Source organism: Microbacterium sp. PRF11 (genome assembly GCF_031844085.1).
Lineage (GTDB): Bacteria > Actinomycetota > Actinomycetes > Actinomycetales > Microbacteriaceae > Microbacterium.
Genome location: NZ_JAUZUP010000001.1, coordinates 101937 through 114829, shown reverse-complemented (window position 1 = coordinate 114829; position 12893 = coordinate 101937). Strand labels below are relative to the sequence as shown.

At 72.1% G+C, this 12893-nt stretch carries 16 protein-coding genes; 11 read left to right on the top strand and 5 right to left on the bottom strand.

The window, feature by feature from the left end:
- Positions 1-43: 43 nt before the first annotated feature.
- Entirely contained in the window at positions 44-2083 is a 2040-nt protein-coding gene (locus Q9R20_RS00600; RefSeq protein WP_311247523.1) for a glycosyltransferase family 39 protein, read from the top strand.
- Here Q9R20_RS00600 and Q9R20_RS00595 read toward each other — a convergent pair.
- Positions 2068-2874 carry an alpha/beta hydrolase gene (locus Q9R20_RS00595; RefSeq protein ID WP_311247522.1) on the bottom strand — a complete coding sequence of 269 codons (807 nt, stop codon included), beginning with the start codon at positions 2872-2874 and terminating at the stop codon, positions 2068-2070. The two genes, Q9R20_RS00600 and Q9R20_RS00595, sit on opposite strands and share 16 nt — an antisense overlap.
- A gap of 57 nt (positions 2875-2931) precedes the next feature.
- Here Q9R20_RS00595 and Q9R20_RS00590 point away from each other — a divergent pair, with 57 nt between their 5' ends.
- The 5 genes from Q9R20_RS00590 to Q9R20_RS00570 are packed head-to-tail and all read left to right on the top strand — an operon-like array spanning position 2932 to position 5985.
- Entirely contained in the window at positions 2932-3363 is a 432-nt protein-coding gene (locus tag Q9R20_RS00590; RefSeq protein ID WP_311247521.1) for a DUF2809 domain-containing protein, read from the top strand.
- A gap of 27 nt (positions 3364-3390) precedes the next feature.
- The gene (locus Q9R20_RS00585) at positions 3391-3687 is read left to right on the top strand and encodes a DUF1905 domain-containing protein (RefSeq protein WP_311247520.1); all 297 of its coding nucleotides are present in this window, start codon (positions 3391-3393) and stop codon (positions 3685-3687) included.
- A complete protein-coding gene (locus tag Q9R20_RS00580; RefSeq protein WP_311247519.1) occupies positions 3684-4154 on the top strand; it encodes an A24 family peptidase in 471 nt (156 codons plus the stop codon). Before Q9R20_RS00585 ends, Q9R20_RS00580 begins: the two co-directional genes overlap by 4 nt.
- Positions 4155-4202: 48 nt before the next feature.
- On the top strand, positions 4203-5270 hold the full coding sequence (locus tag Q9R20_RS00575) for a YihY/virulence factor BrkB family protein (RefSeq protein ID WP_311247518.1): 1068 nt from the start codon (positions 4203-4205) through the stop codon (positions 5268-5270).
- Positions 5263-5985, top strand: a complete 723-nt coding sequence (locus tag Q9R20_RS00570; protein WP_311247517.1) for an NAD(P)H-hydrate epimerase — start codon at positions 5263-5265, stop codon at positions 5983-5985. Before Q9R20_RS00575 ends, Q9R20_RS00570 begins: the two co-directional genes overlap by 8 nt.
- A gap of 12 nt (positions 5986-5997) precedes the next feature.
- Here the strand turns inward: Q9R20_RS00570 and Q9R20_RS00565 are convergent, their stop codons facing one another.
- On the bottom strand, positions 5998-6753 hold the full coding sequence (locus Q9R20_RS00565) for a glutamine amidotransferase (protein WP_311247516.1): 756 nt from the start codon (positions 6751-6753) through the stop codon (positions 5998-6000).
- A 68-nt stretch (positions 6754-6821) separates the two neighbouring features.
- Here Q9R20_RS00565 and Q9R20_RS00560 point away from each other — a divergent pair, with 68 nt between their 5' ends.
- Both Q9R20_RS00560 and Q9R20_RS00555 read left to right on the top strand, forming a co-directional pair.
- The gene (locus tag Q9R20_RS00560; protein WP_311247515.1) at positions 6822-7049 is read left to right on the top strand and encodes a response regulator; all 228 of its coding nucleotides are present in this window, start codon (positions 6822-6824) and stop codon (positions 7047-7049) included.
- Positions 7046-7690, top strand: a complete 645-nt coding sequence (locus Q9R20_RS00555) for a CYTH domain-containing protein (RefSeq protein ID WP_311247514.1) — start codon at positions 7046-7048, stop codon at positions 7688-7690. Before Q9R20_RS00560 ends, Q9R20_RS00555 begins: the two co-directional genes overlap by 4 nt.
- Positions 7691-7752: 62 nt before the next feature.
- On the opposite strand, the gene lpdA is transcribed toward Q9R20_RS00555, so the two are convergent.
- Positions 7753-9150 carry a dihydrolipoyl dehydrogenase gene (gene lpdA, locus Q9R20_RS00550; RefSeq protein WP_311247513.1) on the bottom strand — a complete coding sequence of 466 codons (1398 nt, stop codon included), beginning with the start codon at positions 9148-9150 and terminating at the stop codon, positions 7753-7755.
- 9 nt (positions 9151-9159) lie between these two features.
- Positions 9160-9807, bottom strand: coding sequence for a copper resistance protein CopC (locus Q9R20_RS00545; protein ID WP_311247512.1), 648 nt, complete (start codon positions 9805-9807; stop codon positions 9160-9162).
- Positions 9808-10067: 260 nt separating this feature from the next.
- Here Q9R20_RS00545 and Q9R20_RS00540 point away from each other — a divergent pair, with 260 nt between their 5' ends.
- The 3 genes from Q9R20_RS00540 (at position 10068) to Q9R20_RS00530 (ending at position 11883) form a co-directional block, all read left to right on the top strand.
- Positions 10068-10556, top strand: a complete 489-nt coding sequence (locus Q9R20_RS00540; RefSeq protein WP_311247511.1) for an FHA domain-containing protein — start codon at positions 10068-10070, stop codon at positions 10554-10556.
- The gene (locus tag Q9R20_RS00535; protein ID WP_311247510.1) at positions 10556-11242 is read left to right on the top strand and encodes a MerR family transcriptional regulator; all 687 of its coding nucleotides are present in this window, start codon (positions 10556-10558) and stop codon (positions 11240-11242) included. The genes Q9R20_RS00540 and Q9R20_RS00535 overlap by 1 nt, the downstream gene beginning before the upstream one ends.
- A 95-nt stretch (positions 11243-11337) precedes the next feature.
- Positions 11338-11883, top strand: a complete 546-nt coding sequence (locus tag Q9R20_RS00530) for a MerR family transcriptional regulator (RefSeq protein ID WP_295840034.1) — start codon at positions 11338-11340, stop codon at positions 11881-11883.
- Between the two features lie 137 nt (positions 11884-12020).
- Here the strand turns inward: Q9R20_RS00530 and Q9R20_RS00525 are convergent, their stop codons facing one another.
- Positions 12021-12833, bottom strand: coding sequence for a ParA family protein (locus Q9R20_RS00525; RefSeq protein WP_295840033.1), 813 nt, complete (start codon positions 12831-12833; stop codon positions 12021-12023).
- Positions 12834-12893: the final 60 nt, after the last annotated feature.

Here is a 12893-nt window from a genome sequence, read left to right as displayed (position 1 = left end):
ACCGCCAGGCTGCGATGAAGGCGGCGCTGCCTACGATGCGCCGGTGACCGCCGCCGTCTTTCCCGCCACCGTCCCCGTCGTCCCCGAGCCCGTCGCCGTCCGCCGACCGCGCGGGTGGCCTCTCGGGCTCGCGGTCGTCGGTGTCGTCGCCCTCGTGCTGACCGGGTGGCAGGTGTGGGCCGGGGCGCCGAGCGAGTACTACGCCTCGATCGCCCTGTCGATGAGCCGCTCGTGGTCGAACTTCCTGTTCGGGGCGGTCGACCCCGCCGGAACGGTCACCCTCGACAAGATCCCGGGGTCGTTCTGGATCCCCGCGCTGTTCGTGCGCGTCTTCGGGTACTCGACGTGGGCGGTCATCCTTCCCAACGCGCTCGCCGCGGTCGCCGCCGCTCTCGTCACGGCGGTCGCGGCGCGCCGTCTCGCGGGTGTGCGGGCGGGACTCATCGCCGGGGCGATCGTCGCGGTGACCCCGATCCTCGTCGCGGTCGCCCGCTCGAACCAGCCCGAGACGTTCTTCGTGCTCGGGCTGTCGTTGACCGTCTGGGCCGCGGTGCGCGCGGTGCAGCAGCGCAGCCTCGGCTGGCTGGTGGTCGCCGGCGCGTTCGTGGGGCTGTCGTTCCAGTTCTACATGCTCGAGGCGTGGGCGGTGTGGCCCGCCCTTGCGGCGGCTTACCTGTGCACCCGGCAGTCGTGGGTGCGGCGCGCGGTCCACCTGCTCGTCGCGGGCGCGGTGAGCCTGGTCGCGTCGCTGTGGTGGGTGGTGCTCGTGTCGCTCATCCCCGCCGGGAGCCGGCCCTACATCGGCAGCACCCTCGCGAACGACCCCTGGGAGATGGTGTTCGGCTACAACGGGCTCGGCCGCTTCTCGGCCACCTCCGACAGCAGCGCCTACGAGTCGTTCACCCCGCCGTTCTCGGGGGAGCCGGGCGTCCTACGGCTGTTCAACGCCCAGCTCGCCGGACAGGTGGCGTGGCTCATCCCGGCCGCCGTCCTCGCGCTGGTCGTGCTGTGGGTGCTGCGGTTCCCGCGTCCCCTCGCGGTGCTGCTGACGGTCTGGCTGGCGACCTTCGCGGCGATGTTCTCGACGGTCGCCGGGATGCACCAGTTCTACACCGCCGCTCTCGCCGTGCCGCTGGGGCTGAGCGTGGCCACGGCCCTGGCGGTCGCGCATCGCGCGGGGAAGACGTGGCCGCAGGTCGCGATCGTCGGCGTCGCCGGGGCGACCGCGCTCGGCATCGGGATCGCCTCGGGCGGGTACAGCGTCCCCGTCTCGATCGCGCAGGCCGCCGTCGCCGCAGGCGCGATCGCCCTGCTGCTCTCCCGCCGCGGCTCCCGCCGCGTGACCACCGCGGCTCTGATGGTGGGGCTGCTGCTGACCCCGGCCGTGTGGTCGGCGGTCACCATCGCCCACCCCAACTCCATCAACCCGGTCGCCGGGGGCGTCTCGGAGATGTCGGGCGCGGGCTTCGGTGGACGCGGCGGCGGTGCCGGGGGAGGGATGCCGGCCGGTCCCGGCGCACCGGCGGGCCAGGGCTCGGGCCCGGCGCAGGGGCAGATCCCGGGCGCCGGTGGTGGGCCGGGGCAGGGTCAGGCCTCCGGCCAGGGTCCGGGCCAGGGTCAGGCGCAGGGCCAGAACGCCGGCCCGGGACAGGGCCAGGGTCAGGGCCGAGGCGGCGCAAGCGGAAGCCGTACCCGCGGCGGCACGGGTGCAGCGGGTCCGGGCGGAGGCGCCGCCGACACGGCTCTGCTCGCCTGGCTCGAGAGCCACGCCTCCGGCTCGACCTACCTCGCCGCGACCTTCGGGGCGCAGTCCGCCGCCCAGCTCATCGTCGCCAGCGACGGCGGGAGCTTCCTCCCCATCGGAGGTTTCAACGGAACGGATGCCGTCCCCACGCTCGACGCGTTCATCGCGCTCGTGGAGTCGGGCCAGGTGCGCTACGTCATCGAGGGGCAGGACGGCACCGGAACGGGCCGCGGACAGTCGGCGTCGAACGACACCGAATCCGCCCGGATCCGGGAGTGGGTCGGACAGAACTGCGCGATCGACGCCGCCGCGCCCTCGACGGTCTACGCCTGCGGCTGATCGCGAGTCAGGAACTCCAGACCCGCCTCGCGGAAGGAGCGGGCGCCGGGCGCGTTCACGTGATGACGGCCGGGGATGTCGGCGAACTCTCCCCGGGGGAGCAGACCCGCCAGGTGCGCCGACTGCGCGTGGATCGGGTCATCCGTACCCGTGGCGATCAGCACGGGCTGCTGCGGCGGCGACGCCGGATCCGGGTCGGTCTCGCCCAGCCGCATCCCCTCCGCGATCGCGACCAGGGCCCGCAGGTCGTTGCCGGGCACGCGCTCGGCGAGCGAGACGTAGCGCTGGGTGGTGGCATCCTGGACCGGCTCGCCGTGATCGAGGAACGCTCGAGCCTGCTCGACCTTCAGCCGCGCGAGCGGGCGGCCGTCCGGGATGCCGCCGAGCACCGCGCGCTCGACGTGCTCGGGGGCGTCGACGGCCAGCTGCCATCCCACCCGGCCGCCGAGGGAGTAGCCGAGGTAGCGCACCTGGTCGACCAGGTAGGTGTCGAGCACCGCCACGAGATCGGACACGAGGGTCGGCATGGTGTAGGCCGCGGCCTCGTGCGGCTTGTCGCTGGCGCCGTGGCCCCGCTGGTCGACGGCGACGACCCGGAAGCCCGCTCGCAGCAGATCCCGCACCCAGCCGGTGTTGACCCAGTTGTCGCGCGTGCTCGAACCGAACCCGTGCACGCACAGCACCGGCTCGGCCTCGGGGTCGCCCCAGGTGTAGGTGGCGAGGCGCACGTTGTCGCCGACGATGACGAACTGCGCGGGAGGGACCTCGGTCAGGGCGGGAACGGCATCCATTCCTCCGATCCTGGCAGAGACGCCGCCCCCCGGCCGGGTAGTGGTCATAGTGGTCTCATGGGTACACCTGCGCGCCGCGTCCCGGCTCTCGTCGCCCTGATGGTCGTCATCGCGGCGGGGCTCGCGACCCACCGGCTGCTGCCGTCGTCGGCGGCGACCGACATCGCCGGCGACGCGCTGTACGCCGTGGCCGCGTACGCGGGACTGGTGGTGCTGCTCCCACGGCTGCGCTCGGCGGCCGTGGCGGCGATCGCGACCGGCTGGTGCCTGGCGGTGGAGCTGTTCCAGGCCACCGGTATCCCTCTCGTCCTCGCCGAGCGCTTCGCGCCGATCGCCCTCGTGCTCGGGACCGGCTTCGACGCCCGCGACCTCCTCGTCTACGTCGCCGCCGTCGCGGCCGTGTGGGCGATCGACGGCGCCGTGCGGCGGAGGACCCTCCTCCCCACCACCGCCCCGACCGACCGCCCGGGCGAGTCGACGGTAGGGTGACGGCGTCGCACGACGAACGGAGGTCCCATGATCGTGGAGTTCGAGGGCGAGATGTTCCGCTGGGAGGCCCGCCTCGACAGCGACTGGTACTTCGTCGCCCTCCCGCTCGAGCTCAGTGACGACATCCGAGAGACGCAGACCTACCGACGCGGTTTCGGGGGTGTCCGCGTGGAGGTCGAGATCGGCGGATCCACCTGGCGCACCTCGATCTTCCCCCAGGCCGGAGGCGAATACGTGCTCCCGCTGAAGAGGGCGGTGCGCGACGCCGAGGGGATCGAACCCGGCGACGTGGTCCGCGCGCGCCTCACCGTCCTCGGCGCGTGACGCCCGTCGCGGGGGCGGCTTTCGCGCTGTTCGCCGCCCTCAGCCTCGCGCTCACCGTCGTCGACGTGCGCTCCCTGCGCCTTCCCGACGCCCTCGTCCTGCCCGGGTACGCGCTCGCCGGAGTCCTCGCGCTGTCCGACCTCCTCTCCGGCGAGCTCGAGCGCGCGGCGCGCACCGCCGTGGGGGCGACGGCGTTCTTCGCCGGCGCGCTCCTGCTCCATCGGGTGCGACCGGACGGCCTCGGCGGCGGAGACGTCAAGCTCCTCGGGGTCGCCGGCGCCTTCCTCGCCTGGCGGGGACCGGATGCCGTCGCCCTCGGCGTCGCCGCGACCGCCCTGCTCGGCGCGGCGACCGCGGCATCCGCCCTCCTCACCGTCCGCGGGACCCCGGGGGCGACGACCGCCGTGCCCTTCGGGCCGGTGATCCTCGCGGGGACCTGGTGGGCCATCGTGGTCGCGAGCGGATGAGCGGTCAAGCCTGCGGGGCGATCCGCCCGGCGCCGATAACCTGACCGCATGGCCGACCTCATCCGTCGCGTCACCGCGTGGGCCCTGTCGCTCCGCCTCGTGCGCGCCTTCCTCGTCTACTCGGGGGCGCGTGGCCCCATGCTGGCCGACAGTGTCACGTACCGCACCCTGTTCAGCGTCTTCGCGGCGGTGCTGCTGGGCTTCTCGTTCGCGACCCTGTGGATCTCCGGCAATCCCGATGCCCTCAACGCTCTGGTGAACGCCGTGAACAGCGTCGTCCCCGGGTTGATCGGCGAGAACGGCCTCATCAAAGACCTGTCCGGGATCGAGGCCCCGGGCTTCACCCTCGCGGGCGTCGTCGGAACGCTGGGTCTGCTGGGCGCCGCGATCGGCGCGATCGGGTCGCTGCGCTCGGCCTTCCGTCAGATCGCGGGCGTCACCACCGACGACACCCTGATCGTGTGGGTGCTGCTGCGTAACCTCGCGCTCGGCGTGGGCATCGGTGTCGCCCTGGTCGCCGGTGCCGGGGTCACCTTCCTCGCCACCGCGGGCCTGACCTTCGTCCGCGAGCTTCTCGGCGTCTCCGCCGACTCCTGGATCACCGCCTTCCTGACGTGGTTGCTGTCGACCGCGGTGGTGCTGGTTCTCGACTCCGCCGCCATCGCGGCGGCCTTCGCGGTGCTCTCGGGCATCCGCACCCGCCGGAGCACCCTGATCCGCGGCGCGCTGCTCGGCGGGGTGGGTCTCGTCGTCCTCCAGCAGTTGTCGGGCCTGTTCGTCGGCGGCGCCACGAGCAATCCGCTCCTGGCGACCTTCGCCTCCTTCATCGCCCTCCTGCTGTGGCTGAACCTGTCGAGCCAGGTCATCCTCATCGCCGGCGCGTGGATCACCGTCGCGACCGAGGAGGACCACGACCGGGTGCGGGCCAAGTACGGGGCGACCACGATGATCCAGTTCCGCGTCCGCCGTGCCGAGAAGGCGATGGCCGCCGCGACCGGCGAGCTCGAGGCGGCCCGTACTGCCGAGAAGAAGGAGCGGGCGGCTCTGGCCGACGCCGACCCGGCCGCCGCCGCCCGGGAAGCGGAGGCCGACGCCAGAGCCGACGCCGATGCCTGACGCGCGGACGGACGTCGTCGACCCCGCCACCCGGGTCCGCGCCTACACCGCCGACGCGGTGCGCGCCGCCGAGCGGCCGCTGCTCGCCGAGGGGCAGCCCCTCATGGCCTGGGCCGCAGCCGCCCTCGCCGACGTCGTCGCCGCGGAGGCGCTCGCCCACCCCGGGCCGATCCTCGTACTGGCCGGAGCGGGCGACAACGGCGGGGACGCCCTGTTCGCCGCCGCACGCCTCGCCGCGCGCACGCCCGTCGACCTCGTCCTCGTCCGCGATCGCGTGCATCGCGCGGCTCTGGACGCCGCCGTGGCGGCGGGAGCGCGCGTGCGGCCCGCGTCGGAGGTGTGCGACGGGATCGCCGACTACGCCGTCGTGGTCGACGGCATCCTCGGTATCGGTCGCCTCAGCGATCGTCGGCTGCGCGGCAGCGCGCGCGCTCTCGTGGAGTGCATCGCCGCCCGCGCCGTGCGGCCGCGGATCGTCGCGGTCGACCTGCCCAGCGGACTCGATCCCGACGACGGGACCGCGGATGCCGAGGTGCTCGCCGCCGACACGACGGTGACGTTCGGCGCGCTCAAGGCCGGACTCGTACGCGGGCGGGGGCCGGAGCTGGCCGGTCGGGTGCACCTCGTCGACCTCGGCCTGGAACCGATGCTGCAACGGGCGCGCCCCGCCGTGACCGCGGCCATCGAGATCGTGCGCGTCGCGGGCCGCCGCTGACGCGGCGCTGTGTCAGCGCGCGTACCGCTCGACGAACGTCCGCAGCATCCGCGAGGGAGCGGTCACGGGGGCTCGTCGCACCGCGGCGAGCGTGACGTCCAGCTCGTCGGCGGCGAAGTAGCCGTAGTCGGCGTACGCGTGGATGCGCGTCACGATGCCGTCGACGTCGAGCTCGGGGTGGAACTGCGTCGCGTAGACGTTGCATCCCACCCGGAACATCTGCACCGGGCACGTCGGCGACGAGGCGAGCAGCGTGGCGTGATCGGGCAGTGCCCGGATTGCCTCCTTGTGCCCCACGAACGCGGGGAAGGTGTCGGGCAGTCCCGCGGCGAGCGGGTCGTCGCGACCCGCGGGCGTCAGCGACACATCGACGACGCTGATCGGCTCGGCGAACGTGCCGTCGATGGGAGCTCGCAGGTGCGTCCCCAGGGTGCCCACGCCGTAGCAGGCGCCGAGGAACGGCGTGTCACGGGCGACGACCTCGTCCACGAGAGCGGCCATCTCCGCCTCGACGCGGCGCTGGACGGGCGACTTGCGCTCGAGCGGGTCGGAGGCGTTGAACGGGCTGCCGCCGACGAGGACGCCCGAGATCTCCTCGAGGTCGAGAGCCGGCATCGGGTCGCGCTCGAGCCGGACGCGACGCAGTCGCTCGGGAGGCAGCCCCGTGAAGCGCAGGAAGAGCGCGTACTCCTCGTCGGCCGGCCGGTCCTCGGCGCGCGTGGCGAGCAGGACGAACGGGCGGTCACCGGGCAGGGCGGTCGGGGTCACCCGAGCGATTCTAGGCGGGCGGTGTCAAGGCGCCGGGCCCGGGCGAGCGGCCGGTCTACGCTGGCGGCATGGCTATCGCACGACTGACCGGGGGCCCGCTCGACGGGCAGGTCATCCCGCTCGAGAACGACACCGACGACACCCTGATCCTGCCCTACAGCGAGGGACAGCTGGTCTACCGCCGCCAGAGCGAGCCCACCCAGACGGGCGACTCCGACGGTCCGACGCAGGCGGTGTTCGCCTTCGACGAGGAGACCGAGGACATCAACCCCGACGCCGACGGACGCGACGATTGAGCGCAGCCCCCGACGGCTCGTCGAACGTCGAGGTCGAGGTCAAATACGACGTCGACGCTGACACACCCCTGCCCGACTGGTCGCAGCTTCCCGGCGTGGCCGCGGTCGGCGAACCCGAACCGCGCGCCCTCGACGCCCGCTATCTCGACACCGCCGACGCCGCCCTGGCGCGCGCGGGGGTCGCGGTGCGCCGTCGTCGCGGCGGCCCCGACGAGGGGTGGCACGTGAAGGGCCCGCTCGAGGCCGGTGGTCGGCGCGAGACGCAGTGGCCCCTCGGCGAGGTCGCCGACGACGACGCCGATCCCGTCATGCCGGCGGAGATCCAGGATGCCGTCTCCTCCCTCGCCCAGCCGCCGTTCACCCCTCTGGCCCGGGTACGTAACGACCGCACCGCCTACGCGCTGACCGACGCCGGCGGGGGACTGGTGGCCGAGTTCGTCGATGACCGGGTGCGCGCCCGTGACGAGCGCCGCGGCGCGGAGTCGTCGTGGCGCGAGTGGGAGATCGAGCTGGGCCCCGCTGGTCCCGCCGACGATGCCGGACGCGCGGCCTTCTTCGCCGCGGTCGAGGCGGCGGTGTTCGCCGCGGGCGGCCGGCCCGCGGCATCCGGATCCAAACTCGCCCGCGCCCTCGGACACTGAGTCCCCGCGTACACGAGAAAGCCCGCCCGGAGAACCGGGCGGGCTTTCTTCGTCTTCGCCGATCAGAGGTTGATCATGTGTCCCGTCAGGCCGTGGAAGGCCTCCTGCAGACCCTCCGACAGCGTCGGGTGGGTGTGCACGTTGCGGGCTGCCTCGAGGGCCGTGAGGTCCCACTTCTGCGCGAGGGTGAGCTCGGGCAGCAGCTCCGAGACGTCGGGGCCGATGAGGTGGCCGCCGATGAGCTCGAGCGTCTCGGCGTCGGCGACGAGCTTGACGAAGCCGACCGGCTCGCCCAGGCCGTTGGCCTTGCCGTTGGCCGAGAAGGGGAACTTCGCGACCTTGATGTCGTGGCCGGCATCGCGGGCCTGCTGCTCGGTGAGGCCGAAGGAGGCGACCTGCGGGTTGCAGAACGTGGCGCGCGGCATGTTGCGGTAGTCGCCCAGCGTCTGGGTCTCGGCGTTGCCGATCGTCTCGGCAGCGACGACGCCCTGCGCCTCGGCGACGTGCGCCAGCTGCAGCTTGGCCGTCACATCGCCGATGGCGTAGATGTGCGGGACGTTGGTGCGCATGTGGTCGTCGATGTCGATCGCGCCGCGCTCGGTGAGCTTCACGCCGGTGTTCTCGAGACCGAAGCCGTCGACCTTCGGTGCGAAGCCGATCGACATGAGCACGCGGTCGGCGTCGATCGAGCCCTGTGAGCCGTCCTTCGCGGTGTAGGCGACGGTGACCTTGTCGCCGTGGTCGGTGACCGACTCGACCTTGGTCGAGGTGAGGATGTCGACGCCGTAGCCCTTGTACTGCTTCTGGATCTCCTTCGAGACCTCGGCGTCCTCGTTGGGGAGGGCGCGGTCGAGGAACTCGATGATCGTGACCTTCACGCCGTAGTTCGTCATGACGTAGGCGAACTCCATGCCGATGGCGCCGGCGCCGACGATGACGATCGACTCGGGGAGCTCACGGGTGAGGATCTGCTCCTCGTACGTGACGACGTTCTCGCTCAGCGTGACGCCGGGGAGCAGGCGCACGGTCGAACCCGTGGCGATGATGACGTTGTCGAAGGTGACCTGCTCCTTCGAGCCGTCGGTCTTGGTCACGTCGAGCGTGTGGTCGTCGACGAAGTGACCGCGACCCTCGTACTCGGTGACCTTGTTCTTCTTCATCAGGTAGTGGATGCCCTTGACGTGGCCGGCGGCGACGCTGCGCGAGCGGTCGAACGCCTTGCCGAAGTCGAAGGTGACGTCGCCGGAGATGCCGAACAGATCGGCCTTGGCGTGGAACGTGTGCGCGAGGTCGGCGTTGCGCAGGAGGGCCTTGGAGGGGATGCAGCCCACATTGAGGCAGACACCGCCCCAGTACTTCTCTTCGACGATCGCGACCGACAGTCCGAGCTGTGCGCCGCGGACGGCGGCGACGTACCCGCCGGGACCCGCACCAAGAATGACCAGATCGTAATGAGGCATGGTTCCAGCCTATCGCCCGGTTGCGCCGCCACCGGCGGTGTTCCGGGGCCCGCGCGAGGCGAAGACGTACACGAGCACGCCCGCCACGATCACGAGGGCGACCACGAGGAGGATCCACGGGAGGGGAGAGCTGTCGGTCGCGGTCTCGACGGGCGCCGCGGTCGCTGCGCCGGAGTCCTCGGCGGCCGCGCTCGCGCTCTCGGACGCAGTCGGCGCGGGGGCCGCGGTGGCGGTGGGGGTGACGCTGGGGCTCGCCGACGCCTGCGGGAGGGTGAAGGAGAGATCGCCGTCGATGGGGTGGCCGTCGCTGGAGACGACGCGCCACTTCACGGTGACGGTCCCGGATGCCGTTCCCGCCAGTGCCTGGGTGACCTCGGTGCCCGCCACCTCGGGCGCTCCGTCGGCGAGGGAGGTGCCCGAGGAGTCTGTCACCTCGACGACCGTCGCCCCGGCGTCGGGCAGCACGTCGGCGCTGAAGGTGAAGGTGATCTGCGGGGGCAGGGCGTCGAGAACGGCGTCGGCCGACGGATCGGTCGAGACGAGCTCGTCGTGGGCGGCGGCGGGCAGCGCCGGCACCAGGAGTGCTGCGGCGGCCAGCAGGGCCGCGGCCAGGACGGCGGGCAGGGTGCGCCGACGAGGCGCGGGGGAGGACGTCATGGATCGACCCTAACGAGCGCTCTCGGCACGCGGCCTGGGAGCCGCCTCGGGACGCGATCCCGGCCGACGTCCGCCGCGGACTCGACACGACCGACCTCCGGTCGATAGGTTCGAGTGTCTCGTCGGCTGCCACCGCGCCCCGAACCGCGGTGTCCGGTCTCGACGAACAGAGACAGATCACGCATCACCGTGGCCCGCTCGAGGTCGGTCGCCCCTTTCGGCGCAGACCGATCGGTTATGGTGAATGAGAAGGAGAAGCCGTGGACGAGACCCGCCGATTCGAGCGAGACGAGATCCGGCGCGCGGCCGATGCCGCCGCGACCGACCGATCGCACGACACGACCCAGACCCACGACGCCGATCTGTCGTTCGTACCCTTCGGTGCCGACCTCACCGAGGCCGAGCTCGAGGCGATCGACGCCCTCCCCTCGGGAGCGGCCCTGCTGATCGTGCGCTCCGGCCCGACCACGGGCGCCCGCTACCTCCTCGACACCGACGTGACCACCGTCGGTCGTCACCCCGAGGCCGACCTCTTCTTCGACGACGTCACGGTCTCGCGCCGCCACGCCGAGATCATCCGCAGTGGCACGGCCTTCGAGATCGTCGACCAGCGTTCGCTCAACGGCAGCTACGTCAACGGCGAGCGCGTGGACCGCTCCGCTCTGGTCAACGGCGCCGAGGTGCGCATCGGCAAGTTCCGGCTGAACTTCTTCGGTTCCCCGGTCGACCTGCCCGCGGCAGATCACTGATGGCGGCAGCCCCGTCCCGTAGTCGTCAGACGGCTGCGGGGTTGCTGAGCATCGGACAGGTGCTGGCGCGCCTCACCCCCGACTTCCCGGCGCTCACCTCCAGCAAGCTCCGGTTCCTCGAGGTGCAGGGCATCGTCTCGCCCACGCGCACCGAGTCCGGCTACCGCAAGTTCTCGCCGGCCGACCTCGAGCGGCTGCGCCTCGCGCTCACCCTGCAGCGCGACCACTACCTTCCGCTCGCGGTCATTCGCGATTATCTCGCCGACCTCGACGCCGGTCGCAATCCGGCGCCGCCCACGTCGATCCCGTCGATGACGGACGCTCCGCGCCGCTACCGGCGCGACGAGCTGCTCACCGCGGCCGGGGCCCGTCCGCAGCTGCTCAACGACGCGGTCAGCACGGGCGTCATCGCGGGGGCCGAGACCTACTCCGAGCAGACGGTCACCCTGCTGCGCGCGCTGGTGGCGCTCGACCGGCACGGCATCGAACCGCGGCACGTCCGGGCCCTCCGCCAGAGCGCCGACCGCGAGGTGGCGCTCGTCGAATCGGCCCTGTCGGCTCTCCTGCGACGTCCTGACGCGCCGTCCCGGGCGCGCGCGAGCGAGCTCGCACCGGAGCTCGCGGCCCGTCTCGACGAGGTCCGCACCATGTTCGTGCGCGAGGCCCTTGAGCGAATCCTGAGCTGAGCGCGACACGCCGCCCTCCTCGGAGCGGATGTCATTGCCGGGGGACCCTCGCTGATCTAGCGTGGAGGAAACAAGCCGATGAGGAGGACGCGAGCATGAACGCTGGCGACGCACTCGGTGAACCCCGGTTCGCCACCGACCTCCTCTTCACCGACGGTCTGCCCGAGATGGACGACGACACCGGCTATCGCGGAGCGGTCGCCGCCCGCGCTGCCGGCATCACCTACCGCCAGCTCGACTACTGGGCCCGTACCGAGCTCGTCGTCCCCACCGTCCGCGGCGCCAGCGGTTCCGGTTCGCAGCGTCTCTACGGCTTCCGCGACATCCTGGTGCTCAAGCTCGTCAAGCGTCTGCTCGACACCGGCATCTCGCTGCAGCAGATCCGCACCGCGGTCGAGCAGCTGCGCGCTGCCGGCATCCGCGATCTCGCGGGCACGACGCTCATGAGCGACGGTGCCTCGGTGTACCTGTGCACCTCGAACGACGAGGTGATCGACCTCGTCAGCCGCGGTCAGGGCGTGTTCGGAATCGCCGTGGGCAAGGTCCTGCGCGAGGTCGAGTCCACGCTGGTCGACTTCGAGACGGCCACGCCCGACAGCGTCGACGAGCTCGCGGCCCGCCGCGCCGCGCGCACCGCCTGACACTCCGCCGGCTCCCGGATGCCGCGGCATCCGGTCTCTCCCCGCGTGAGTCGCCACAATTTGTCGCTTCACGGCCCTTCGAAGCGACGATTTCTGGCGACTCACGCGAGGTGCCACGGCCGGCTGGCACGACGGGGTCAGGCCTGCGGGGCCTCGTTCTCGACGGGGATCCGGCCGGTGCGCACGATGCGGTCGAGCAGGGCGTCGAAGTCGGCGGCGAGCTCCTGCGCGGAATCTCCCGGCCACACGTGCAGCGGCTTGGCCGCGCCCTGCGCCTGCTGAAGGGAGGTGCGCTCGGGCAGCTGAGGGTTGAGCACGAGCGGGCCGAACATGTCGCGCAACTCTTTGATGCGGAACTGGTGCTCGATCGACTGGGGGCGGACCCGGTTCACCACGACGCCGAGCGGCTGGAGGCGGGGGGAGAGGCCGCGGCGGATCTCCTCGATCGCGCGCAGGGCGCGGTCGGCGGCGGCCACGGAGAACAGCCCCGGCTCGGTGACGACGATCACGCGATCGCTGGCCGCCCACGCGGTGCGCGTGAGGGCGTTGAGCGAGGGGGCGCAGTCGATGAGGACGAGGTCGTACTCGCTCTCGATCGTGGCCAGGGCTTCCTCGAGCTTCCACACGTCGCGCACGCTCGGGTGGGGGCCGTCGAAGTTGATGGCCGACGGGCTGCCGATGAGCACGTCTATGGTGCCCGGATGCACCTTCGCCCACCCGCTGGAGGTGATCGCCTGACGGACGACCTTCTCTTTCGGGTTCGCCAGGACATCGGCGATGTTGAGCCGACCGGCGACCTGGATGTCCATCCCGGTCGACACGTCGGACTGGGGGTCGAGGTCGACGACGAGAGTGCGAACGCCACGTGCGAAGGCGGCGGATGCCAGCCCGAGTGTCACGGTCGTCTTGCCGACCCCGCCTTTGAGAGAGCTGACGGAGAGTACGTGCACGAGAGTCCACGTTACCGTCCCCTAGGCTGTGAGCACATTCAGCTCCGCCAGCTTGACGTG